The organism is Curtobacterium sp. MCBD17_023, from assembly GCF_003224415.1.
In the GTDB taxonomy this organism is placed as follows: Bacteria; Actinomycetota; Actinomycetes; order Actinomycetales; family Microbacteriaceae; genus Curtobacterium.
Genome location: NZ_QKLJ01000009.1, coordinates 1 through 23743, shown reverse-complemented (window position 1 = coordinate 23743; position 23743 = coordinate 1). Strand labels below are relative to the sequence as shown.

At 72.6% G+C, this 23743-nt stretch carries 22 protein-coding genes; 6 read left to right on the top strand and 16 right to left on the bottom strand.

Annotated features, from left to right (window positions below):
- The first annotated feature begins 1 nt into the window (after position 1).
- Positions 2 to 1015, top strand: a complete 1014-nt coding sequence (locus DEI84_RS11035; RefSeq protein WP_110890862.1) for an LLM class flavin-dependent oxidoreductase — start codon at positions 2 to 4, stop codon at positions 1013 to 1015.
- A 361-nt stretch (positions 1016 to 1376) separates the two neighbouring features.
- Here DEI84_RS11035 and DEI84_RS11030 read toward each other — a convergent pair whose 3' ends face one another.
- A complete protein-coding gene (locus DEI84_RS11030; RefSeq protein ID WP_110890861.1) occupies positions 1377 to 3899 on the bottom strand; it encodes a glycoside hydrolase family 3 protein in 2523 nt (840 codons plus the stop codon).
- Positions 3900 to 4022: 123 nt separating this feature from the next.
- Between DEI84_RS11030 and DEI84_RS11025 the strand changes: the two genes are divergently transcribed.
- Together DEI84_RS11025 and DEI84_RS11020 are read left to right on the top strand one after the other, a co-directional pair.
- Positions 4023 to 4613 carry a TetR/AcrR family transcriptional regulator gene (locus DEI84_RS11025; RefSeq protein ID WP_110890860.1) on the top strand — a complete coding sequence of 197 codons (591 nt, stop codon included), beginning with the start codon at positions 4023 to 4025 and terminating at the stop codon, positions 4611 to 4613.
- A 126-nt stretch (positions 4614 to 4739) separates the two neighbouring features.
- Positions 4740 to 5594 (top strand): NAD(P)-dependent oxidoreductase, encoded by an 855-nt coding sequence (locus DEI84_RS11020; protein WP_181419612.1) that lies wholly within the window; start codon positions 4740 to 4742, stop codon positions 5592 to 5594.
- A 9-nt stretch (positions 5595 to 5603) separates the two neighbouring features.
- Here DEI84_RS11020 and DEI84_RS11015 read toward each other — a convergent pair whose 3' ends face one another.
- Positions 5604 to 7169, bottom strand: a complete 1566-nt coding sequence (locus DEI84_RS11015; RefSeq protein WP_258371762.1) for a class I SAM-dependent methyltransferase — start codon at positions 7167 to 7169, stop codon at positions 5604 to 5606.
- A complete protein-coding gene (locus tag DEI84_RS11010; protein WP_110890859.1) occupies positions 7166 to 7531 on the bottom strand; it encodes a helix-turn-helix transcriptional regulator in 366 nt (121 codons plus the stop codon). Before DEI84_RS11010 ends, DEI84_RS11015 begins: the two co-directional genes overlap by 4 nt.
- 125 nt (positions 7532 to 7656) lie before the next feature.
- Between DEI84_RS11010 and DEI84_RS11005 the strand changes: the two genes are divergently transcribed.
- A complete protein-coding gene (locus tag DEI84_RS11005; protein ID WP_110890858.1) occupies positions 7657 to 8901 on the top strand; it encodes an MFS transporter in 1245 nt (414 codons plus the stop codon).
- A 27-nt stretch (positions 8902 to 8928) separates the two neighbouring features.
- On the opposite strand, the gene DEI84_RS11000 is transcribed toward DEI84_RS11005, so the two are convergent.
- On the bottom strand, positions 8929 to 9426 hold the full coding sequence (locus DEI84_RS11000; protein WP_110825834.1) for a TIGR02611 family protein: 498 nt from the start codon (positions 9424 to 9426) through the stop codon (positions 8929 to 8931).
- A 117-nt stretch (positions 9427 to 9543) separates the two neighbouring features.
- Entirely contained in the window at positions 9544 to 9879 is a 336-nt protein-coding gene (locus DEI84_RS10995) for a TraR/DksA C4-type zinc finger protein (protein WP_110825833.1), read from the bottom strand.
- A 49-nt stretch (positions 9880 to 9928) separates the two neighbouring features.
- Between DEI84_RS10995 and DEI84_RS10990 the strand changes: the two genes are divergently transcribed.
- Together DEI84_RS10990 and DEI84_RS10985 are read left to right on the top strand one after the other, a co-directional pair.
- Positions 9929 to 11035, top strand: a complete 1107-nt coding sequence (locus DEI84_RS10990; RefSeq protein WP_110890857.1) for an LLM class flavin-dependent oxidoreductase — start codon at positions 9929 to 9931, stop codon at positions 11033 to 11035.
- Positions 11036 to 11144: 109 nt separating this feature from the next.
- Positions 11145 to 11597, top strand: a complete 453-nt coding sequence (locus tag DEI84_RS10985) for a DUF2510 domain-containing protein (protein WP_181420425.1) — start codon at positions 11145 to 11147, stop codon at positions 11595 to 11597.
- A gap of 24 nt (positions 11598 to 11621) precedes the next feature.
- Here DEI84_RS10985 and arfB read toward each other — a convergent pair whose 3' ends face one another.
- The 11 genes from arfB to DEI84_RS15965 form a co-directional block, all read right to left on the bottom strand.
- On the bottom strand, positions 11622 to 12044 hold the full coding sequence (gene arfB / locus DEI84_RS10980; RefSeq protein ID WP_110825830.1) for an alternative ribosome rescue aminoacyl-tRNA hydrolase ArfB: 423 nt from the start codon (positions 12042 to 12044) through the stop codon (positions 11622 to 11624).
- 43 nt (positions 12045 to 12087) lie between these two features.
- Positions 12088 to 13080 (bottom strand): site-specific tyrosine recombinase XerD, encoded by a 993-nt coding sequence (locus DEI84_RS10975; RefSeq protein ID WP_110825829.1) that lies wholly within the window; start codon positions 13078 to 13080, stop codon positions 12088 to 12090.
- Positions 13081 to 13123: 43 nt separating this feature from the next.
- A complete protein-coding gene (locus DEI84_RS10970) occupies positions 13124 to 13723 on the bottom strand; it encodes a DoxX family protein (protein ID WP_110890855.1) in 600 nt (199 codons plus the stop codon).
- Between the two features lie 77 nt (positions 13724 to 13800).
- The gene (locus tag DEI84_RS10965) at positions 13801 to 14379 is read right to left on the bottom strand and encodes an NUDIX domain-containing protein (protein ID WP_110890854.1); all 579 of its coding nucleotides are present in this window, start codon (positions 14377 to 14379) and stop codon (positions 13801 to 13803) included.
- Positions 14380 to 14504: 125 nt separating this feature from the next.
- A complete protein-coding gene (locus DEI84_RS10960) occupies positions 14505 to 16232 on the bottom strand; it encodes a CTP synthase (protein WP_375342323.1) in 1728 nt (575 codons plus the stop codon).
- Positions 16233 to 16335: 103 nt separating this feature from the next.
- Positions 16336 to 18027 carry a DNA repair protein RecN gene (gene recN, locus DEI84_RS10955; protein WP_110825826.1) on the bottom strand — a complete coding sequence of 564 codons (1692 nt, stop codon included), beginning with the start codon at positions 18025 to 18027 and terminating at the stop codon, positions 16336 to 16338.
- A gap of 124 nt (positions 18028 to 18151) precedes the next feature.
- Positions 18152 to 19078 carry an NAD kinase gene (locus DEI84_RS10950; RefSeq protein ID WP_110890853.1) on the bottom strand — a complete coding sequence of 309 codons (927 nt, stop codon included), beginning with the start codon at positions 19076 to 19078 and terminating at the stop codon, positions 18152 to 18154.
- Positions 19075 to 20019 carry a TlyA family RNA methyltransferase gene (locus DEI84_RS10945; protein ID WP_258371761.1) on the bottom strand — a complete coding sequence of 315 codons (945 nt, stop codon included), beginning with the start codon at positions 20017 to 20019 and terminating at the stop codon, positions 19075 to 19077. Before DEI84_RS10945 ends, DEI84_RS10950 begins: the two co-directional genes overlap by 4 nt.
- Positions 20020 to 20092: 73 nt before the next feature.
- Complete coding sequence (locus DEI84_RS10940) at positions 20093 to 20320, bottom strand: hypothetical protein (protein ID WP_146234154.1); 228 nt, start codon at positions 20318 to 20320, stop codon at positions 20093 to 20095.
- A gap of 220 nt (positions 20321 to 20540) precedes the next feature.
- Positions 20541 to 21515, bottom strand: a complete 975-nt coding sequence (locus DEI84_RS10935; protein ID WP_258371760.1) for an HAD-IIA family hydrolase — start codon at positions 21513 to 21515, stop codon at positions 20541 to 20543.
- Positions 21516 to 21546: 31 nt separating this feature from the next.
- Positions 21547 to 22320, bottom strand: a complete 774-nt coding sequence (locus tag DEI84_RS15965; RefSeq protein ID WP_258368280.1) for a hypothetical protein — start codon at positions 22318 to 22320, stop codon at positions 21547 to 21549.
- Between the last annotated feature and the right edge of the window lie 1423 nt (positions 22321 to 23743).

Here is a 23743-nt window from a genome sequence, read left to right as displayed (position 1 = left end):
CGTGCGCGAACTCGGCTTCCTCTCCTTCGTCCCGAACCACGGTGGCACTCCCGGCGCCGCGAGCGCGCTCGAGGACGGCCTCCGGCTGTTCGAGGCCGCCGAGGCGCTCGGCTACGGCACCGGATGGGTGCGCGGCCGCCACTTCGAGCCCTTCCTGACGAGCCCGATGACCTTCTTCGCCGCCGCCGCCCAGCGGACGAGCACGATCGGCTTCGGCACCGCCGTCCTCGGGATGCGGTACGAGGACCCGGTCCGGCTCGCCGAGGACGCCAGCACGGTCGACCTGCTCAGCGGCGGTCGGGTGCAACTCGGCATCAGCACCGGGATCGCCGGCTACGGCCCGATCCTCGACCCCGTGTTCGGCACCTCCGAGCGCTCGTTCCGCGACGAGGCGGAGGCCCGTGCCGCCCGCCTGCTCGAGGTCCTGCGCGGCGACGCCCTCGGTTCCGCCGGAACGGGCTACGAGTCCATCCCCGCCGGCGCCGAACTCACCCTGCAGCCGCAGAGCCCCGACCTGCTCGACCGGGTCTGGTGGGGCGGCGGCAGCATGGGCACCGCGGTGAAGACGGCCGAGAAGGGCCTGCTGCTGCACTGCTCGACGCTGAACACCGAGGACACCGGCGCCCCGTTCGCCGAGGCTCAGGCCGACCAGATCGCCGCGTACCGCTCCCGGTTCGCCGAACTGCACCCCGAGCGCACGCCGAAGGTCGCCGTCGGGCGGATCATCGTCCCGCTCCTCGACGACTCCGACCGCGCCGTGCACGAGGAGTTCCTCACCGGGTACGCGTCCGGCATGGACGACGAGGGCCGGCCGCTCTCCGGCCCGCCGTTCCGCTTCAGCCGCGTGATCTCCGGCGAACCGGCCGCCATCGTCGACGCGCTGCTCGCGGACCCGGCGGTGGCGGCGACCGATGAACTCGTCGTGACCCTCCCGGCCAACGGGGACCGCGCCTCCCACGAGCGGATCCTGCGGATCGTCGCCGAGGAGATCGCACCGGCGGTGCGCACGGTCTGAACCGGCGGAGCGGACAGACGTCCGGCGGGGCCCACGGTGTGGTGAGTACCGAGGACCCTCCCGCCGGACGACCATCCCGTCCCTGATCCACACGGGATGGTGGACTCATCGTTCCACCACCTGGGTGGTTTGTCACACAGGTCGCGACACGAGGATGCGCCCCCGCACGGGGTGCGGGGGCGCATCGGGACGCATCCGGCCCGGCGGGGCGCCGACGACCGGATCAGGAGGCCGTGGCGCACGCTCGACGGACCGTCGGTGATGCGCGCGTCGCCGGTAACCAGCCGGCTGACGCAGCACCGATCGTACTTGCCCGCTGGTGCCCCGTGCGGAAACCGGACGGGTCGAGCGGGCAACGGGTTCACGCCAGTTCGACCGACGCCCGTCCGGCCTCGTCGACCACGGACGCGCCGACGTGCAGGGTGAACTGCCCGTGCTCGTACGCCCACCGCCCGTCGCGCCCGCCGTCCCAGTACGCGAACGCACGGGCCGGGACCTCGATCGAGACCTCGGTCGACGCACCCGCGTCGAGTCGCACCGGGGCGAAGCCGACGAGCCAGCGCACCGGCCGGTCCACCGAGGACTCCGCACGCGACGCGTAGACCTGCACGACGTGCTTGCCCGCGCGGTCCCCGGTGTTCGCGACGGTCGCGGTCACGATGACGGCGTCGCCCTCGGTGACCGTCGGGGTCGCCGCGACGCCGTCGATCGACCACGTGGTGTAGCCGAGCCCGTGCCCGAACGGGTAGGCCGGCTCCGAGCCGGCACGGAGCCATGCGCGGTACCCGATGTGCACGCCCTCGTCGTAGGAGACCGCGCCGTCGACCGGGGTGACGTCGAGCACCGGGACGTCGGACATCACGGCCGGCCACGTGGTCGGGAGCCGGCCGCCCGGCTCCCGACCACCGGTGAGCACGTCGGCGAGCGCGTTCCCGTACTCCTGACCGCCGAACCAGGTGAGCAGGACCGCGGCGACCTCGTCCCGCCACGGCATCTCGACGGGCGAGCCGGCGTTCACGACGACGACCGTTGCCGGGTTGGCCGCGGCGACCGCACGGACCAGGTCGTCCTGGTGCCCGGGCAGTGCGAGGGACGTCCGGTCGTGACCCTCCGACTCGACCCGGCTGTTCGTCCCGACGACCACGACGGCGACGTCGGCCCGCGACGCGGCGGAGACGGCCGCGGCGACCAGGTCGGCCGGGTCGTCGTCCGAGGGCTCGGTGCCGAACTGGTAGGCGAGGACCCCGCCGAGCGTCTCGTCCTGCACGACGTCGTGTTCGATGCGGATCGCGAGCCGCTGCCCGGCCGTCACCGGGACGGGGACCGAGCGCGCCGGCGGGTCGAGGAACGCGGCGCCGAGCTGGTTGGCCGCGAACGGCACGTCCTCGTCGAGCAGGAGGGCGCCGTCGACCCACATCCGGGAGCGTCCCGCGGCACCGATCCCGATCCGCACGGTGCCGTCCTGCTGCGCCGTGTAGGTGGTCGTGATGTCCAGCCGGTCTGCCTCGCGGGTGGGAGCGTCCCCGCCGAACCAGAACAGCGCGGTGGCGCGACGGTCCTCCGTGTACAGCTCCGCCCCGTCACGCACGAAGGCGACCCGCGCACCGGGCTCCCCGGTGACCGGGTTCGTGATGGTGTCGAGGGGGAACTCGGCGATGCCCTCCTGGACGACGGCGCCGATCGCGTACTCGACCGAGGCGGCCGGGAGCGCGGCACGGATGCCGTCGAGCGGGGAGACGACCGACTCCGGCACGACGGTGGCGGAACCGCCGCCCTGCGTCCGGGCCTGGTCGGCGTTGTGCCCGATGACCGCGATGCGGGACACCGCGGCGGGGTCCAGGGGCAGGACCCCGGTGTTGCGGGCGAGGACCGTGCCCTCGGCCTCGGCCTCGCGCGCGAAGGCGACGCCGTCCTCGACCGAGGGACCCCGTGCCGGCGCGGCGCCAGCGGCAGCAGCACCGGCCGGCCCCGCGGCGTCCACCCCGGACAGCGCCCCCACCCGGGCGGCGAGCAGCAGGATCCGGCGCACCTTCCGGTCGATCGCCGCCATCGGCACCGCCCCGGACTCGACCGCGGCCAGCAGCGGCCCCTCGCTCCACCACGGGTTCGGCCCGGGCATCGCGAGGTCCTGCGACGCCGTCGCCGCCTCGACGGAGCGGACCCCGGTCCAGTCGGACACGACGACGCCGTCGAAGCCCCACTCGGCGTTGAGCGGCGTCTCGAGCAGGTCGTTCTCCGATGCGGTCACGCCGTTGACGGCGTTGTAGGACGACATCACGGCCCACGCGTGCGCCTCGGTCACGGCCTTCTCGAACGCCAGCAGGTACAGCTCGCGCAGGGCACGCTCGGACACCTCGGTGGACGCGGTGAAGCGGTCGGTCTCGTAGTCGTTCGCGATGTAGTGCTTCGGGGTCGCCGCGACGCCGTGCTCCTGCACGCCGGCCACGTAGGAGGCCGCCAGGTCGCCGGTGAGCACCGGGTCCTCGCTGAACGCCTCGAAGTGGCGACCGCCGAGCGGTGAGCGGTGCAGGTTGATCGTCGGACCGAGGACGACGTCGACGCCCTTGCGACGGGCCTCCACGGCGGCCACCCCGCCGTAGCGCTTCGCGATCGCGCGGTCCCACGACGCACTCAGCGCGGTCGCGGACGGCAGGTTGAGCGACGGCTCCCGCTCGTCCCAGACCTCGCCGCGCACGCCGGACGGCCCGTCGGACATGAGCACGCGACGGAGCCCGATCTCCTCGATCGGCCAGGTGGTCCAGAAGTCCCGGCCGGTGAGCAGCTGCACCTTCTGCTCGGTGGAGAGCCGGTCGAGGAGTGCGTCGATGCGCTCGCCGAGCCGATCGGTGTCCGCGGGGGTCGGGGCTGCGGGGGTCGCGGTCACGGGGGTCGTTCCTTCCGTCGGAGACGTACCGCCGAGCGCCGTCGTCGGCAGTGCCCTCACGCTAGCACCAATCCCTACCGCTACTCGGTTTCTGCTCGGGCCAGCGGGCGGTACTCTCTCGCCATGGCACGACGGGGTTCGTACGCGAAGGGCATCGCCAAGCGCGAGGAGATCCTGTCCGTCGCGCTCGAGCTCGTCGCCACGCAGGGGTTCCGACGCACGAGCATCAAGGACATCGCCGACGCCGTGGGCCTCACGCAGGCCGGGCTCCTGCACTACTTCGACTCGAAGGACGAGCTCTGGGTCGCGATCCTCCGCCGCCGTGACGACCTGGACAACGCCGCGCAGTGGGACGCCCCGGACTTCGCCGCACTCCTCGCCGCGGTCGTCCGGCACAACGCCGAGGTCCCGGGCCTGGTGCAGATGTTCGTCAACCTGTCGGCAGCGGCGGCGACCGACCCGGACCACCCCGCGCACGCCTACTTCCGCGAGCGCTACGAGACCACGCGTGCCCGCATGACGGACGACTTCCGCCGGATGCAGCAGGACGGCCGGCTCCGCACCGACCTCGACCCGGAGGAACTGGCGAGCGTCCTGCTCGCCACCTCGGACGGCATGCAGATCCAGTGGTTGTACGACCCGACCCGGGACATGGCCGAGCACGTCGAGCTCGTCACCCACCTCGCGATGGCGCAGGTCACGACCGGCTCCTGACGTCCGGCCGGGAGGCCCGCCCCGCGCCCCGACACGGGTACCGCCCGTCCCTGGTCGCGTCCACCACCCGCGGTGCAGGATGGACCCGACCCGACCCGGGTCTCGACGACGAGGTGGAGTGACGCGATGACGCGTGTAGTGGTGACCGGTGGCAGCGGCAAGCTCGGACGGGCGGTCGTCCGCGACCTCGACGAACACGGCTACGACGTCGTGCTGATCGACCGGGTGCCCTCGCCGGACAAGCCCGAGCGCGTGCAGTTCGTCCGCACCGACCTGACCGACTACGGCCAGGTCCTCAACACCCTGATCGGCGTCGACGACCGCTACGACTCGGTCGACGCCGTCGTGCACCTCGGTGCGGTGCCGGCGCCGGGCCAGGTGCCGGACGTCGCACTCATCACGAACAACGTGACCGCGTCCATCAACGTGTTCCACGCCGCCCGCGCAGCCCGCATCCGCAACGTCGTGTGGGCCTCCAGTGAGACGCTCCTGGGCATCCCGATGGGCGAGCACCACCCGCCCTACCTGCCCGTCGACGAGGAGTTCGCGGTGCGGCCGCAGTCCTCGTACTCGCTCGGCAAGGCCGTCGAGGAGGAGATGGCGCGTCACTTCACCCGCTGGGACCCGCAGCTGAAGATGATCGGGCTGCGCTTCTCGAACGTGATGGACGAGACGGACTACCCGGCGTTCCCGTGGGACGCGACCCCGGAGGCGAAGACCTTCAACCTGTGGTCGTACATCGACTCCCGCGACGGCGCCCAGGCGGTGCGCAAGGCCGTCGAGAGTGAGCTGACCGGCTTCGAGGCGTTCATCATCGCCAGCCCGGACACGGTCATGGACACCCCGACGCTCGAGCTCGTCGAGCAGTACCTGCCGGACATCGAGCGCCGGGCAGACATCGACGGCGTCAGCTCACTGTTGTCCTCCGACAAGGCCCGCGAGCTCCTCGGCTACGCCCCGGAGCACACCTGGCGCCGCTGACCGCCGGGGTCAGGCGGGGAGCAGCAGGCCGTCGAGCACCAGGTCCCGGAGGCGCGGCACGAGGTCGGCGCTGAGCGCCGCCTCGTCCACGCCGGTGAGCTGGGCGATCGCCCCGACGATCTGGCCGACGGCCAGCTCCCCGTCGGCCGCACCGACGAACGCGGCCAGGGCGGTGTCGGCGTCGACCCGGCGGCCGAACCCGCCGCCCTGCACGAGCGCCATCACCGTGGGGTCGTCGTTGCCCGGCCAGTAGTGACGCTCCTCGGTGACGTCCCCGGCGACACGGAGGTGTGCGTCCGCGAAGGCCCGGTCGTCGTGGGCGGCGAGCCAGCTGACGGCGTCGAGGGCCCGTGCCACGGTCGCGCCGAGGCCCGCCGGGTTCGAGCCGAGCACCTGCGGGAGTCGTTCGAAGCGCCGGAGCGGTGCCGGGCTGCTCCCCCGGGGACCGGACGGCGAGCGGACCACGACGTAGCCGAAACCGACCCCGGTGACGTGCCGGTCGCGGAAGTCGTCGAGCCAGGCGTCCACCAGGTCGTCGAACTCCGGCGAGCCGGGCTTCGTGCCGCCGTCGCGGATCCAGGTCTCGGCGTAGGCGGGCGGGTCCTCGCGCTCGCGTTCGACCACCCACACGTCCAGGTCGGTGTCCGCGAACCAGGACGCGACGCGGTCGAGGCCGTCCGTGCCCCAGCGGTGCTCCCAGTTGCCGAGCAACTGCGCCGTCCCGCCGGGCTCGAGGTGGTCTGCGAGACCCCGGAGCACGGTCTCGACCAGGGCGTCACCGACCATCCCGCCGTCGCGGTACTCGTAGGCGGGGACGCCCTCGCGGCGGGGCGTGATGACGAACGGCGGGTTCGAGACGATCCGGTCGAACCGCTCCCCCGCGACCGGCTCGAACAGGGAGCCGAGGCGGAAGTCGATGCCGTCGACGCCGTTGAGGAGCGCGTTGAACCGGGCGATGGCGAGCGCCCGTGACGAGATGTCGGTGGCGACGACCTCGTCCGCGAAGCGGCGGGCGTGCATGGCCTGGACGCCGCACCCGGTGCCGAGGTCGAGCACGCGGCGGACGGGCACGGGCAGCTGCAGACCGCTCAGCGTCGTGGTGGCACCGCCGATGCCGAGGACGTGCTCCTCGCTGATCGCGTGCCCGAGGGCGAGTTCGCCGAGGTCGGACGCGATCCACCAGCTGCCGGCGCCGAGGTCGTCCACGAAGGCGTACGGCCGGAGGTCCAGGGCGGGCGCGACACGGTCCGCATCGGTCCGGAGCACCCCGGCGCTCACGAGCGTGTCCACGCCGGTGGTCGGGAACCCGCGGTCGGCGTCGGCGCGCGACACCGGCAGTCCGAGCACGAACAGCGTCGCGATGGTCGACAGCGGGGTGGTCGGACGCTCGGCGAGTGCGCGGAGGGCCGCGACCCGGGTGCCGCGGTGCAGCGCTGCCGCGGCTTCGGTCCCCCAGAGCGCGTCGACGCCCTCCACCGTGTAGCCGGCCGCGGTCAGGTCCGCGGCGAGCGCCGACGTCACACGGGGGTCGGCGACGACGGCGGGCAGCCGGTGCTGCGCGGTCCCCCCGCTCACACTGCGGCCTCGGCGCGCACGAGCCCGGCCGGGACCCGCCAGTCGAGCACGAGGTCGAGCAGGCCGGGGAAGCGCTGCTGGACGTCCTCGGTACGGACGCGGCTGACGCGGGTCAGGCCCTCGAGGTGCTGCTCGAGGAGCCCGGCTTCGCGGAGGACCCGGAAGTGGTGCGTCAGGGTGGACTTCGGGCGGTCGATGCCGACCCATCCGCAGGAGCGCTCCCCGCCCGCCGCGTCGACGAGGTACCGGCGCAGGATCGACAACCGGATCGGGTCGGACAGGGCGTCCATCACGACGGGCAGGTCCATCTCGGCCGGCGTCGGCTGGGGCAGCCGTTCGGGGGCATCGTCGCGCTCGGGCATGGACGGGACGCTACCACCGTTCCCCTCCCTGTACGACTTGCGTCGTACAGCCACGATGCGGTACCAATGCGGTACCACCCGGTACGACTCCGTCCGTACTGGTCCATCACGACGGGAGGGACACCATGCAGTCCACACGCTCGGTCGCCGGGTTCTGGATCATCGCCGCCATGCTGCTCGTGGCGTTGGCGTCGTCGGCGGTCCCCTCCCCGATCTACCCCGTCTACGCGGCCGAGTGGCACCTGACGCCGCTCATGCTCACCGCCGTGTTCGCCGTCTACGTCGCCGGGCTGCTGGTGAGCCTGCTCGTCGCCGGCCGGCTGTCCGACCACGTCGGCCGGAAGCCCGTGCTCGTCGCCGGCGGGATCGGCCTCACCGTCTCGCTCGGGCTCTTCGTGGTCGCCGACGGCTTCGGTGCCCTCGTCCTCGACCGCGTCGTGCAGGGCGTGTCCGTCGGCCTGCTCATCGGTGCCCTCGGTGCCGCGCTCATCGACAACTCCCTCGAGCGGCACCCCGCCCTCGCCGGTGTGCTGAACGGGGCCGTCCCACCGATCGCGCTCGCCACCGGCGCACTGTCGAGCGGCGCCCTGGTCGAGTGGGGTCCGGCACCCGAGCAGTTCGTCTACCTGCTCTTCGGCGCGCTCCTCGTGCTCATGCTCGTCGCGCTGGCCGTCGTCCCCGAGCGGGTCACCCGCCGGCCGGGAGCCCTGCGGTCCCTCCGCCCGACGATCGCCGTGCCGCGGTCCTCGCGCCGGCTGTTCCGGGGCGTCGCCGGTTCGCTCATCGCGAGCTGGGCCCTGGGCGGGCTCTTCCTGTCCCTCGTCCCCTCGGCGCTCGGCGTGGTCTTCGGCATCGACAACCACTTCGCCGCCGGAGCCCTCATCGCCGTCGTCACCGGGGTCGGCGCGGCCACCGGCATCACCACGCAGCGGCTCGACGCCCGCGTCGGCGTGCTCATCGGTCTCGTCGCGCTCGTCCTCGGACCCGTCGTCACGATCGGGTTCGTGTTCGCCCAGTCCCTGCCGGGCCTCGTCGTCGGCAGCGCGATCGCCGGCGTCGGCTTCGGAGCCGGCTTCCAGGCGCCGCTGCGGATGCTGCTCGCGACCGCCGCGCCGACCCACCGTGCGGGACTGCTCTCCACCATCTATGTCGTCAGCTACCTGGCGTTCGGCGTGCCCGCCGTCATCGGTGGGCTGCTCGAGCCGACGGTCGGCCTCGTGCCGGTGCTCGCCGGCTACGGCGCGTTCATCGTCGTCGCCGCGGGCATCGCCCTCGTGCTGCAGCTCACGTCGAAGGACACCGTCGCGGTCGAGGAGTCGGCCGCCGAGGCCGTCGAGCGGACGGCGACGGGCACGGTCCGCACGGTCTGACGCGGGCGGCGCGTCGCGACGGGCTCGCTAGAGACCGGGTCGCGCGGTCCGACCGCGGGGGCGCGGGACGCCGACGTTCCGGTGTGCCTCGGCATGGGCCGCGTCGACGTCCGCCTTGCCCTTGTCCGCCGCGTCCCGCATCCGCTTCGACGGGGCGTGGTGCTTCGCCCAGTCCCAGAACCGATGCAGCTTCGCCCGCAGCCAGGTGATGATCCGGTGGAAGAAGTGGAACTCGCTCGCCAGGACCGTCAGGCCGATGAAGACGACCAGCCACCCGGGACCGGGCAGCGGCACCAGGGCGAGCCCGACCACGACGATGAGCCCGCCGACGATCCCGACCAGGACCTTGTAGAAGAGGTGCACGTGCGGCCGGGCGTGGATCCAGGTCCGCAGGTCTCGGAACCACTGGAAGCGCTGACGACCGCCGTCGGCCTGCTCGGTACGGCCGGACGCAGCGCGGTCCGCGTCGGGTCCGCCCACGTCGGGGCCGGCACTCCGGGGAGGCTCAGTCGGGTCGCCGTGCATGTCCGCACGCTAGGGCGCGCGGCTGGGAAACCGCGGCGCATCGGGTCCGCACCAGGTGGGTGTCGGGAGCCGACGCGGCGGACGTCGTCCGGGCCTCCAGGCCGGCCGGGAGGCCCGTCACGCGTGCGCGACGCAGGTCGCCGCCCACGGGACCGCGGCCAGGCGAGCCTCCGGGATGGGCTCCCCGCCGACCGCGCAGCGCCCGTACGTCCCCGCGTCGAGACGGCCGAGGGCCGCGTCGACCTGCTCGATGCGGCGTCGGGCGTCGTCACGCACCGCGCCGAGGGACCCGCGCTCCCAGGCCAGGGTCGCCCCCTCTGGGTCGTGCTCGTCGTCGGTGTTCGCGCCGTCCCGGGCGTCGCTGACGTCCCGCATGCTGCGTTCGACGTCGGCGAGGAGCTTCGTCGCCCGGACGCGTTCCCCGTCCAGGGCAGCGCGCGGGTCGAGGTCCATGGGGACGACCGTAGTCCGGCGGAATGGGCCGCCGCACGGATGCGTTCGCATGGGCATGACGAAGATCGGGTTCCTGTCCTTCGGGCACTGGCGCGACGTCCCCGGGTCGAAGGTCCGCAGTGGCCGTGAGGCCCTCGTGCAGGCGATCGACCTCGCCGTGGCCGCCGAGGAGGCCGGCGTCGACGGCGCGTACTTCCGCGTGCACCACTTCGCACCGCAGCAAGCCGCACCCTTCCCGCTGCTCTCCGCGATCGCCGCCAGGACCAGCCGGATCGAGATCGGCACCGGCGTGATCGACATGCGCTACGAGAACCCGCTGTACATGGCGGAGGAGGCCGCGGCCACCGACCTCATCTCCGGCGGCCGACTCCAGCTCGGCGTGAGCCGGGGGTCACCCGAGACCGCACTCGCCGGCTACCGCTCGTTCGGCTACGTGCCCGAGTCGGGCGACGAGAACGGCGCCGACCTGGCCCGCGACCACACCGCGGTGTTCCGGCGTGCGATCGCCGGTGAGCCGATGGCGAACGCGAACCCGCAGATGACCGGCTCCGTCGGGTCCCTCGCGGTCACGCCGCAGTCCGACACCCTGTCCGAGCGCATCTGGTGGGGTGCCGGCACCCGGGCCACAGCCGAGTGGACCGCCGAGCAGGGCATGAACCTCATGTCCTCGACCCTGCTCACCGAGGACACCGGTGTGCCCTTCGACCAGCTGCAGGCGGAGCAGATCGAGCGCTTCCGGTCGACCTGGGCCGACATGCGCGCTGGAGCTGAGGCGGCGCGCCAGCGACGCGCGACGCCAGCGCCGACGGAGCCTGCGGAGTCGGGCCTCTGGGAGCGCTCACCCCGCGTCAGCGTGAGCCGCAGCATCATCCCGATCATCGACGACGAGTCGCGCCACTACTTCGGGGTCCGCGCGCAGGTCGAGGGACAGGACCAGGTCGGGCACCTCGACGGGGGCCTGGCCCGGTTCGGCCGCTCGTACATCGGCGAGCCGGAACAACTCGTCGCGGAGCTCGCGGCGGACCGTGCCGTCCGCGAGGCAGACACCGTCCTCGTCACCGTCCCGAACCAGCTCGGGGTGGACTTCAACGCGCGGTTGCTCGCCGCCGTGAAGGACGTCTTCACCGAGGTCGACGCGGCGCCGGCAGCGGTCTGACGGGGCGGTCCCCCCTTCTGCCGACACCCGGTCTGGGGCTGCGGTGCGGGATCGTGGCGGGTAGCGTCGAACCGCACTGACGACACCCCCCACAGACCAGGAGTTCCCCGTGACGCTGCCGGCAGCCGGCTGGTTCCCGGACCCGCTCGACACCGCTCGACTGCGGTGGTGGGACGGGCACGCCTGGGGCGAGACCACCCGGGTGCTCCCCCGCGTCGTCCCGGAGCCGGCGCTGCAGGCGCTCGCGGTGTCGAGCGGTCCGGCGTTCTCGGTCGATGCCTCGGGTCGCCCAGCCGACGTGCAGTCCTGGGCCTACGGCAGCACCGAGCGGCGGTTCTGCGTCTTCGCGGTCCTCGCCGTGCTGTCCGCCGTCGTGTCCCTCGTGCTGAACCCGTGGGGCGTGTGCAGCCTCCTCGCCGTGGTGACCGGCGTCGTCGCCCTCGTGCGCCCCGGCGCGACCGGAGCATGGCGGGTCGTCGGGCAGAGCGTCGGTACCTCGGCGCTCGTGCTCGCCGTCGCGACGGGCGTCGTCGTGCTGAACACCCACCTGCACCTGTTCTGACGGACCGCCGCGCCGCCTCGACGATCAGTCGTCGGACGGACGACGACGGTGCTGCTTCGTCACGGACCGCTGCTGCTTGGTCGCGAGACGCCGACGCTGGGAGCCGCGCGTCGGCCGGGTCGCCCGCCGCGGTGGGCCGGGCGGGGCGAGTGCCTCCCGCAGGAGCTCGCGGAGTGCGTCGAGGGCGGCCTCGCGGTTGCGCAGCTGGGACCGTCGCTCGGACACCGTCACGGTGATCGTGCCCGCGACCGTCCGTCGGCCGAGCCGCTCGAGGACGCGTGTCCGCTGCTCCTCGGTGAGCGCCGCCGACGCCACGACGTCCCAGGTGAGCTGGACGCGGCTGTCGGAGGTGTTCACGTGCTGGCCCCCGGGGCCGGACGACCGCGAGAACCGCCAGCGCAGTTCGGCCTCGGGGATCGTCAGCCCCGACCCCACCTCGAGGTCCATGCGCCAAGGGTTGCACGATCTCCGCGCGGCCGGCTCGCTCCCGCTACCGCCGCGCCCGCGGGTGCGCCGTCTGGTAGACGTCCCGCAGCATGTCGGCCGTCACGAGCGTGTAGATCTGCGTCGTCGCGACGCTCGCGTGCCCGAGGAGCTCCTGCACGACACGGACGTCCGCCCCGCCCTCGAGCAGGTGCGTCGCGAAGGAGTGCCGGAAGGTGTGCGGGGAGACGTGGTCGGCGAGCCCGGCACGTTCGGCCGCGGCCTGGATGACGAGCCAGGCGCTCTGCCGGGACAGCCGGGCGCCGCGTGCCCCGAGGAACAGCGCCGGGGTGCCGCTCCCGCGAGCGGCGAACACCGGCCGCGCCCGCACCAGGTAGGCGTCGACCGCCGCGCGTGCGTAGCTGCCGAGCGGCACGATCCGCTGCTTGTTCCCCTTGCCGGTGACCCGCACGACCGAGACATCGGTGTCCTCGTCCGGGACCCCGTCGACACCGGCGAGCGTCGTCACGTCGTCGACGGAGAGCCCGACCGCCTCGGAGACGCGCGCGCCGGTCGCGTACAGCAGTTCCAGGAGGGCTCGGTCGCGGAGCTGTGCCGGTTCGTCACCGACCACCGCGCCGAGCAACCGCTCCATGTCGTGCACGGAGATCGCCTTCGGGAGCCGCATGGGCGCCTTCGGCGGACGCACGGAGGCGCCGGGGTCGAGCGGTAGCCAGCCCTCCGCCGCCGCGAACGCACTGAACGACCGCACCGAACTGAGCATCCGGGCGACCGACCGCGGTGCGAGCGGCCCGTCCGGCCTCGTCGCGAGGTGCTGCACGAACCCGGCCAGGTCCGCGCGCGCGAGCCGCCCGACGTCGTCGAGGACCGCCGCCCCACCGGCCCGGTCGGCACCGGCGGAGTCGACGACCGGCTGCGTGCCGACCCAGTCCCCGAAGGTCGAGAGGTCGCGCCGGTAGGCGGACAGGGTGTGCTGCGACAGGCCCCGCTCGATCGCGATGTGCCGCAGGTAGTCCTGCACGGCACGCTCGAACGGCATCACCCGACGAGGCTACCGGGACGCGGGCTCCGGCCCGGAGGAGCTACTCGGCCGAGGGCGCACCGTCGCCGGACGCCGCCGGGGCCGGCGCCTCCGTTGGGGCCGGCGCGTCCGCCGCGTCCGCGGCGTCCGCCGCGAGGGCCTTCCGACGCTGCACGACCTGCACCGCGATCGCGACCGGCACCGCGGCCAGGGCGACGGCGCGGAGCCACGGCCGGTCGAGGGCGTGCCGGGTCGCGTGGTCGAGCGACACGGGGCCCGGGCCACCGAGGGCGAACATCGCCGCCGAGAAGCCGAGGAACGCCGGCAGTTCCAGGCCGCCGTCCGCGTTGAAGAAGCCGTTCGGCGTGTGCACGCTGGAGGCCACCCCCATGGTCGTGGCGGCACCGGCGCCGGCGATCGGGGTGGCGAGGCCGAGCGCGAGGGCGGCACCGGACCCGGCCTCGCCGATGCCGGCCAGGACGGCGTTGCGGCGGCCGGGCCGGAAGCCCATCGCGTGCATGCCCTGCGCGGTGCCGTCGATGCCACCGCCACCGAACGCGCCGAAGAGCTTCTGGGCACCGTGCGAGACGAGCACCGCTCCGAGTGCGATGCGGAGCAGGGTCGTCGCGGTGACGGCTGCGGTGGTGGTGCGCGAGCTCATGGGGGTCCTCCCGGTCGTCGGTGGTCCGGCCACCCGTCCGACGCGGGTGAGCACGGTGCCGCCGACGGTACGCCGTGTCAGCCCTGCGAGTGGCGCTCGATGGCCTCGACCGCGAGCGTCGCGACGATGAGCGCCGAGTTGTGCAGCCGACCCGCGAGGATCCCCCCCAGCAGTTCGGCGCGCGGCACCCAGCGGATGACGATGTCGGCTTCCTCGGCCTCGCGCTCGAAGGCGGACTCGGTCGCACGCACGCCGGTCGCGCGGTACACCTCGATGAACTCGTTGCTGCCACCCGACGAGGTGTTGTAGCGCACGAGGTGCTGCCACTCGTCAGCCTCGACGTCGGCCTCCTCCGCGAGCTCGCGCTTCGCGGCGGTGAGGTGGTCCTCGCCCTCCTGGTCGAGCAGCCCGGCGGGCAGCTCCCAGTCGCGCAACTGGACCGGGTGCCGGTACTGCTGGATGACGAGGACGCGGCCTTCGTCGTCCTCCGCGTACACGGCGACGGCGCCGGTGTGGTCCACGTACTCACGGACCATGTCGGAGCCGTTGTAGTCGATGTGGTCACGGGTGATGTCCCACACCGCGCCCTCGAACACCCGCTCGGAGGCGGTGACGTGGTGGGAGGCGGTCTCGTCGGCGATCGGTGCGTCAGTCACCTCGCCATCCTGCCCCACCCGGCCCGGGCGGGCCCACGGGCTGTGGACAGACGGACGGGAGGCTCCCCACCAGCTGGTGGGTGGGCCTCCCGTTCGTCGTCCGGTCGCGACCGCGACCCGACCCACTAGGCGACCGCTTCGGTCTCCGGGTCGAAGAGCCGCGTCGACTCGTTGCGCTCGATCGCCGCACCGACGAGGCCCGCGAAGAGCGGGTGCGCGCGGTTCGGACGCGACCGGAGCTCCGGGTGCGCCTGGGTGCCGATGTAGAACGGGTGCTCCGCACGGTCCAGCTCGACGTACTCGACGAGCGTGCCGTCCGGCGAGGTACCCGAGAAGCGCAGGCCGGCGTCCGCGATCTGCTCGCGGTAGTGGTTGTTCACCTCGTAGCGGTGACGGTGACGCTCCGACGCCTCGGTCGCGCCGTACAGCTCAGCCGCCAGGCTGCCGTCGGTGAAGTGCGCCGGGTACATGCCGAGCCGCATCGTGCCGCCCAGGTCACCGCCCGCGATGATGTCGACCTGCTCCGCCATGGTCGCGATGACCGGCGTCGAGGTCTCCGGGTCGAACTCGGTGCTCGACGCGTCGAGCAGACCGGCCTCGTGGCGGGCGTACTCGATGACCATGCACTGCAGGCCGAGGCACAGCCCGAGCGTGGGGATGTTCTGCTCACGCGCGAACTTCAGCGCGCCGAGCTTGCCCTCGATGCCGCGGATGCCGAACCCACCGGGGATGCAGATGCCGTCGACGTCGCCGAGGTTCTTGGCGGCGCCCTCGGGGGTGATGCACTCGTCGGACGCGACCCACTTCAGCGTGACCTTGGCGGTGTGGGCGAAGCCGCCCGCGCGCAGGGCCTCGGTGACGGACAGGTACGCGTCCGGCAGGTCAATGTACTTGCCGACCAGGGCGATCGTGACGGCCTTCTTGGGCTCGTGCACCGCGGTCAGCACGCCGTTCCAACGCGACCAGTCGACGTCGTGCGCCTCGAGGCGGAGGGCGTCGATGATGACCTGGTCGAGGCCCTGGTCGTGCAGCATCGTCGGGATGTCGTAGATCGAGGGGACGTCCACGGCGTTCACCACGGCGTCCTCGTCGACGTCGCACATCAGGGCGATCTTGCGCTTGTTCGCGTCCGAGACGGGGCGGTCCGAGCGGAGCACGAGGGCGTCAGGCTGGATGCCGATCGAGCGGAGCTGCGCGACCGAGTGCTGCGTCGGCTTCGTCTTCTGCTCCCCGGAGGCGTTCATGAACGGCACGAGCGAGACGTGCACGAAGAAGACGTTGTTCCGGCCGAGCTCGTGGCGCACCTGGCGGGCCGCCTCGATGAACGGCTGCGACTCGATGTCGCCGACCGTGCCGCCGACCTCGGTGATGATGACGTCGGGCTGCGGGTCGTTCTCCGCCTGCTCGCGCATCCGCCGCTTGATCTCGTCGGTGATGTGCGGGATGACCTGCACGGTGTCGCCGAGGTACTCGCCGCGACGCTCCTTGGCGATGACCGTCGAGTAGACCTGTCCGGTCGTGACGTTCGCCGACTGGGCGAGGTCGATGTCGAGGAAGCGCTCGTAGTGGCCGATGTCCAGGTCGGTCTCGGCGCCGTCGTCGGTCACGAAGACCTCGCCGTGCTGGAACGGGTTCATCGTGCCCGGGTCCACGTTGAGGTACGGGTCGAGCTTCTGCATGACGACCTTGAGGCCGCGTGCCGTGAGGAGGTTGCCGAGGCTGGCCGCCGTCAGGCCCTTGCCGAGAGACGAGACGACCCCGCCGGTCACGAAGATCTGCTTCGTCACCTTCGGGGTCTTGCTGTCGATGCGCGCTGTGCTTGCCTGGGTACCGCTGCTGAGAGTGTCCGCCACGGGATTCCATCGTACGTCAGAAGTGCCGGGAGGCGCGACCCGCGTTCGCCGGGCGCGTTGCGTCCGGAGCGTGGTCGCCGACGCGGGGCGGGCCTCCCGGCCGTCAGGCGGACCGACCGGCGACCTCGAGGAGTTCGCGCGCGTGCTCCATGCCGCTGGCGCTGTCGCCGAGACCGGAGAGCAGCCGTGCCATCTCCTGCAGGCGGTCGTCGCCCTCGAGGCGCCGCACGCTCGACGAGGTGACCGCGCCGCTGGCGTCCTTGACGACGTTGAGGTGGTTGTTCGCGAACGCGGCGACCTGTGCGAGGTGCGTGACCACGATGACCTGCGTTCGCTCGGCGAGCGCCGCCAGGCGTCGGCCGATCTCGATCGCAGCAGCGCCGCCGACGCCCGCGTCGACCTCGTCGAACACGAACGTCGGGACCGTGGTGCTCCCGGCCATGACGACCTCGATCGCGAGCATCACGCGGGAGAGCTCACCGCCGGAGGCGCCCTTGCCGATCGGTCGGGGGTCGGTGCCCGAGTGCGGCTGCAGGAGGATCGCCACCTGGTCCCGCCCGTGGCGACGGAACTCGCCCGCGTCGGTGACCTCGACCACGAGGGTCGCGCCGGCCATCGCGAGGCTCTTCAATTCGGCCGTGACCCGCTTGGCGAGGTCCGTCGCCGCCTTGCTCCGCACCTTGGTGAGGGTCGCGGCGGCGGCCTCGAGGGCGACCAGGTCCGCCTCGACCGCCTGCTGGAGTCCGACGATCCGGTCGTCGTCGCCGTCGAGTTCGAGCAGCCGGTCCGAGGCGCGCTGACCGTAGGCGATGACGTCCTCGACGGTGTCCCCGTACTTCCGGGTCAGTCCGGCGAGCAGGGCGCGGCGCTCGTTGACGAGTTCGAGGTCGTGACCCGCTTCCGGCTCGAGCGAACCGATGTAGCTCGACAGCGACGCCGACGCCTCACTCGCCTGGATCCCGAGCTCGGTGAGCTGTTCCAGCACAGGCTGCAGGGCCTGGTCGACGTTCGCCACCCGTTCGATCGCACGCCGTGCGGACTCGACGAGGCCGATGACGTCGGGCCCGTCGAGCGACTCGCTCGAGACGGCCTCGTGCGCGAGCCCTGCAGACAGTCGGAGCTCCTCGAGGTTCCCCAGCCGCTCGGCGCGTTCGGCGAGCTCGGTGTCCTCGCCCGGCTGCGGGTCGGCTGCCTCGATCTCCTCGGACGCCTCGCGGAGCCGCGCGGCCTCGGCGAGCCGTTCGTCCCGGTCCCGCGTGAGCGTCTCGAGGTCCCCGGCGTGCTGCTGCCAGGCGTCGTACACGGCGACGTACTTCGCGAGGGCCTTCTCGATCGCGCCGGCGCCGAACCCGTCGAGCGCGGCCCGCTGCGCCGACGCCGAGGTCAGCCGGATCTGGTCGGACTGGCCGTGCACGGTGACGAGCTGGTCGGCCAGTTCGCCGAGCACGGCGACGGGCGCGCTGCGGCCCCCGACCGTGGCGCGGCTGCGACCCTCGGCGGAGACCGTCCTGGTGAGGATGAGCTCGCCGTCCTCCACCGTCCCGCCGGCGTCCTCGACCCGCTCGGCCACGGCCGCGTGGTCCGGCAGGTCCCAGCGTCCCTCGACGACCGCGCTGGACGCCCCGCGACGGACGGAGCCGGCGTCCGCCCGGGCGCCGAGGAGCAGGCCGAGTGCGGTGACGATCATCGTCTTGCCGGCTCCGGTCTCACCGGTCACGACGGTGAAGCCCGGGCCGAGCTCGAGCGTGGCGTCGCCGATCACGCCGAGGTCGGAGATGCGGATTTCCTCGATCACTGGATGTGCTCCTGCTGCTGGTTCACGTCGTGGTGCCGGTGGTCGTGCTCGTGTTCGTCGTCCGGGCGGCCGGCTGGGTCGCTGACAGGTCAGGCCGGACCGGCGCGGTGGTCGCACGAGGGCGTCACTGGACGTCCTCGTCGTCGCGCTGCGGGCCGCGCCAGCCCGCGACCGGCAGGCGGAACTTCGCCACCAGCCGGTCGGCGAACGGAGCGTCCTTGAGCCGCGCCACCCGCACCGGATCCGGCGACCGGCGCACCTCGACCCGCGCTCCGGGAGGCAGGTCGTGCGTCCGGCGTCCGTCACACCACAGCACGCCCACGCCGCTCGTGCGCCGCAGGACCTCGACCGCGAGGACACGGTCCGGACCGACCACGATCGGCCGGGAGAACAGGGCGTGCGCGCTCAGCGGGACCATGAGGATGGCGTCGACGTCGGGCCACACGACGGGGCCGCCCCCGGAGAAGGAGTAGGCGGTGGACCCGGTCGGCGTGGAGAACACCACGCCGTCGCACCCGAAGGAGGACAGCGGTCGGCCGTCGACCTCGGTCACGACCTCGAGCATGCGCTCCCGCGAGGCCTTCTCGACCGTCGCCTCGTTGAGCGCCCAGCTGGAGTAGACGATCTCGTTGCCGACCACCACGTCGACCTGCAGGGCGACGCGCTCCTCGACCTTGTACTCGCCGGTCAGCGCGCGTTCGACCGTCTCGGCGAGTCCGTCACGCTCGCTCTCGGCGAGGAAGCCCACGTGGCCGAGATTGACCCCGACGATCGGTGCGAAGGTGCCCCGGGCCAGTTCGGCAGCGCGGAGGATCGTGCCGTCCCCGCCGAGGACGATCACGATCTCGATCTCGTCCGGGCGCACGTCGACGCCGAGGATGTCGACCTGTCCGACCGACGCTTCCGCTCGGCGGACGTCGGCGTACTCGTCGAAGGGCATCACCGGGGTGAGGCCGGCGGCGTGGAGGATGTCACAGACCTCGACGGCGGCGTCGATCGAGTCGCGCCGCCCGGTGTGCGAGACGAGCAGGATGTGTCGTTCGTCGCTCATGGAGCTCCCTCCGCCAGTTCCGTCGCCCGGACGATCCATTCTGTCGGGTTCTCCCCGCGACCCCGCTGGAGACGCGCGAGGTACTCCTGGTTGCCGTGCGTGCCGACGATCGGCGACGGCGCCAACCCGGCCGTCCCGAAGCCCAGGTCCCACGCTGCCCAGAGGACGTTCATGAGGGCGTCCTGCCGCAGCGACGCGTCGCGGACGATGCCCTCGCGGATCCCGGTGCGGCCCACCTCGAACTGCGGCTTCACGAGGAGGACGAAGTCGTCGGCGGGCACGGCCTCGACCAGTGCCGGCAGGACCATGCGGAGGCTGATGAACGACAGGTCACCGACCACCAGGCTGGTGTCCGCCGCGGCCGGGTCGAGGGCGAGGTAGTCGCTGCTCGTGATGTTCCGGGCGTTCACCCCCTCCACCACCGCCACACGGTCGTCGAGGGCGATCTCGGGGGCGAGCTGGCCGTGTCCGACGTCGAGGGCGACCACACGGGCAGCGCCTCGCGACAGCAACACCTGGGTGAACCCGCCCGTGGAGGCGCCGACGTCGAGCACGGTCCGCCCGCTCGGGTCGACGTCGAACGCGTCGAGTGCGGCGACGAGCTTGAGCGCAGCGCGGGAGACCCATTCGTCCTCGGCGTCCACCGTGACGTCGGACGCAGCGGTCACCGGCGTCGACGCCTTCACCACCGGCACACCGTCGACCGTGACACGTCCGGCCTGGATCAGGGCAGCGGCGGCCGTGCGGGAGCGAGCGAGGCCCCTGGCAGCGACGGCCGCGTCGAGGCGCTGCGTGGAGGCGCGGTCGCCCGTCGCTGGCCTGTCACCGGTCGCTGCTGTGTTGCCGGTCTGTGCTGCGTTGCCGGTCTGTGCTGCGTCGCTGGTCTGTGCTGCGTTGCCGGTCTGTGCTGCGTCGCTGGTCTGTGCCGCGTCGCTGGTCACTGCCGTGGCATGCTCTCCGGGGCGGGGCGTCGACGACGTGAGCGGCGCCCCCTGGTCACGGGCTGTGCCACGGTCAGGCACGTGCGGCCCCGCCCTGCTCGAGCCGGGTCCGGAGGTCGTCGTGCAGGGCTGTGAAGGCATCCGCACGCTCCGCGAGTGGCATGGCCTCCACGGCCTCGGCACGCCGTCGGAGGTCGCCGCCGAGGTCGCCAGATCCGCCAGCTGCACGCACGGCACCGTCCGCTGCAGGATCATCGTCGCCGGTCGGCGTGCTGCTCGCCGCGCCGTTCTGCGATCCCATCCCCAGCGGCTCGTTGAGCGCCTCCGCGCCCAGCGCGTCCGTGTCCAGCGCCTCCGTGTCCAGCGCCTCCGTGTCGTTCGTCGGAGCGACAGGTCGCGGCGGACCGGGCACTGCACGCGGAGCTACCGGAACGGCCCGCGGGGGTCCTGGGACGGCCCGTGCAGTCGGGAGGACCGGCTCGGCAACGTCGTCGGTCCGGGCCTGTTCCACGCCCGTCACGCTACTCGCCGCCGTACAGCTTCGGGTCCACGTCCAGCCCGTAGATCGCCAGTCCGGAGTCCCAGATCGCTGTCGCGCCGGCACGCAACAGGTCCATGTCGTCCGGTCCGACTCGTTCGGCGCGGACGACGTGACCTCGCATGCTCACCGTCGACTCGCCGACCGTGACCCGGCGCGTGCCGTCCCGGTCCTCGTGCCGGATGGTCACCGGGTACGGCTCGTGCAGACCCCGGAGGTCTCGGAGCACGTACGTCGGTCGCGACCGCTGGTCCGCTGCGAGCACCTGCTTGGGCTGATCGATGCCGGTGAGCACGAGCACGCTCGGGATGCCGGCGTCGTTCGCGCCCTTGATGTCGGTGTCCAGTCGGTCACCGATGAAGAGCGGGCTCGCACCACCGAACCGAGCGAGGGCGGCGTCGAAGATCGGCCGCTCGGGCTTGCCCGCGACCACCGGCATCCTGCCGACGGCCTGGTGCACGGCCGCCACGAGCGTGCCGTTGCCGGGCGCGATGCCGCGCTCGACGGGGATCGACCAGTCCATGTTGGTGGCCACCCACGGTACGGAGGCGTCCGCCAGCGCGAAGGACGCCTCGGCGAGCTGCTTCCAGCCGAGCTCCGGGGCGAAGCCCTGGATGACGGCAGCCGGGTGGTCCTCCGCGCTGTCGGTGACGACGAAGCCGGCCTGTTCGACGATCGTCGTCAGGCCGAGCCCACCGATCACGAGCACGGTGGAACCCGCCGGAACCAGCGTCGCGAGGAGCCGCGCACCGGCCTGGGAGGACGTCACCACGTCGTCGGCGGTGACCTGCAGACCGTACTGCTCGAGGTGTTCCGCGACGTCCACCGGGCGCCGCGACGCGTTGTTCGTGATGTAGCCGACACGCGCCGTCAAGGCGGCCCGGGTCAGGGCCTCCACGGCGTGCGGAACAGCGTTCCGTCCACGGTAGACGACGCCGTCGAGGTCGGTGAGGACCACGTCGACGCCGTCCACCGGCGGCCGAGGGGTCTCAGCCTGCTGCGGAGCCGTCGATGTCCCGCGGGTTGTCCTCGTCGCGCTCTCCGAGGTCGTCCCCGGCGACGCCGTCGGATTCGTCGTTCCCGAGGGTGCTGACGTACCCGTTGCCGGGCTCGGCGTCCCCGAGCTCTGCGTCGTCGAGCTCGCCGTCCTCGAGTCCGGAGTCGTCGGACTCGTCGCGTCCGGGCTCGCTGTCGAACCCGTCGTCTTCGAGCGCTTCCTCGACCACATCCACTGTCTCCCAAGCATCGTCTTCAGCGGCCTCGGCGAGAGCCTCGGCCGCACGGTCGACACGGGCCCACCATTCGTCGGCCTCGTCCTGGCGGCCGAGCTCCTCGAGCGTGGCCGCGTAAGCACTGTAGAGCGCCGGTGACCAGCTGTAGGCCGTAGACGGGTCGAGCTGTGGAATCTCGAGTTCGCCCAGCGCGGCTGTGGGGTTCCCGAGGTCGAGCCGGGCTCCGGACATCGCGATCGCGAGTTCCACCTGCACCGGCGTCTCCAGGGCGGCGCGGTCGACCGAGCGACCCAGCTCGAGCGCACGCTCGGGTCGGCCGAGGCCGCGCTCACAGTCGACCATCATCGGCAATTGGTCGTTCCGGCCGGAGATGCGTCGGTACGTCCGGAGTTCCCGGAGCGCCGTGGCGAAGTCACCGAGCCGGTACGCCGTGATCGCAGCCGTCTCGCGGACGACGGCGACGCGGCCGGCACGACGAGCCGCGCTGAGGGCGTGCTGGTTCGCCAGCTCCGGGTCGGTGTCCACGAGCATCGCGGCGGTGACGAGGTGCCGGGCAACCCAGTCAGCGTTGTCCTTGCTCAGCGTCTTCAGCTCGGCACGCGCGGCGGGGTGCAGGTCACGCGCCTGGATCTCCTCGGGGATCTCCGGGTCGTCGTGCCGCGGCCGGATCGACCGGGTGCCGTACGGGTCGCGGTCTTCCCAGTCGTCGCGGGCTGCCTCGCCGAACCGTGCGCCGGCCGAGCGCGTGCCGTCTCCGAACCGCTTCCGGTCGGCGCCGTCGCGGCCCGGACGGTCGTCGTCACGGCGCGGACGCCCTCCGTCGCGGAACGGACGGTCACTGTCACGCCGGGGCCGGTCGTCACCGCCGCGGAAGGGACGGTCCGGACCACCGGAACGATCCGGCCGGTCTCCGTCACGGCGCGGACGGTCATCGCCGCCACGGAAGGGGCGGTCACCGTCACGACGCGGGCGGTCGTCGCCACCACGGAACGGGCGGTCAGACCCGCCGGAGCGGTAGGGGCGGTCACCATCGCGACGCGGGCGGTCATCGCCACCACGGAACGGGCGGTCAGACCCGCCGGAACGGTAGGGGCGGTCACCATCGCGACGCGATCGGTCATCGCCACCACGGAACGGGCGGTCAGACCCGCCGGAGCGGTAGGGGCGGTCACCGTCACGACGCTGCCGGTCATCGCCCGCACGGGGGGGACGGTCGCCGTCACGGCGGGGGCGATCGTCACCACCGCGGAACGGACGGTCTCCGTCTCGACCCGGCCGGTCGTCGCCACCGCGGAACGGACGATCCGAGCCCCCGGAGCGAACCGGGCGGTCACCGTCACGACGGGGTCGGTCGTCTCGACCACGGAAGGGACGGTCACCATCACGACGCGGACGGTCGGACGAAGGGCGGTCCGATCGCCACGAGGGGCGGTCCGAGCGCGCTCCACCCTCACGGAAGTCACGACCTGCCGGCCGCCGATCCGACGACTCGTTGGAGGGACGACCGGCGCCGCGACGGTCATCGCCACGCTGCCCCTCGCGGCGTTCGAAGTCGCGAGGTCCGGACGACCACCCACCGCGGTCACCGCTCCGCTGCGGACCGCCGTCGCGTCGAGGCCGGTCCTGACGGTCGCCGTCGCGCCCATCTCGTCGCTGTTCGTCGTCGTTCGCCACCGTAGCTCCTCGTTGCGTGCCGAGATCAGATGTCCCGACGGTCGTCCGCTGTGTCGTTGTGTGTGGGCTGTGCAGCTCGCCCTGCGTCAAGTCCATCACGAACCCAGCGCAGAGTCGACCTGTGGAGCACCCTGAGAATGAGAAATGGCCACCGACCCTCCCGAGAGCTCTCGCTCTCGATGGAGGGCCGATGGCCACATCTGTGAAAAGAAGTCCGGCGGCGTCCTACTCTCCCACAAGGTCCCCCTTGCAGTACCATCGGCGCTGAGAGGCTTAGCTT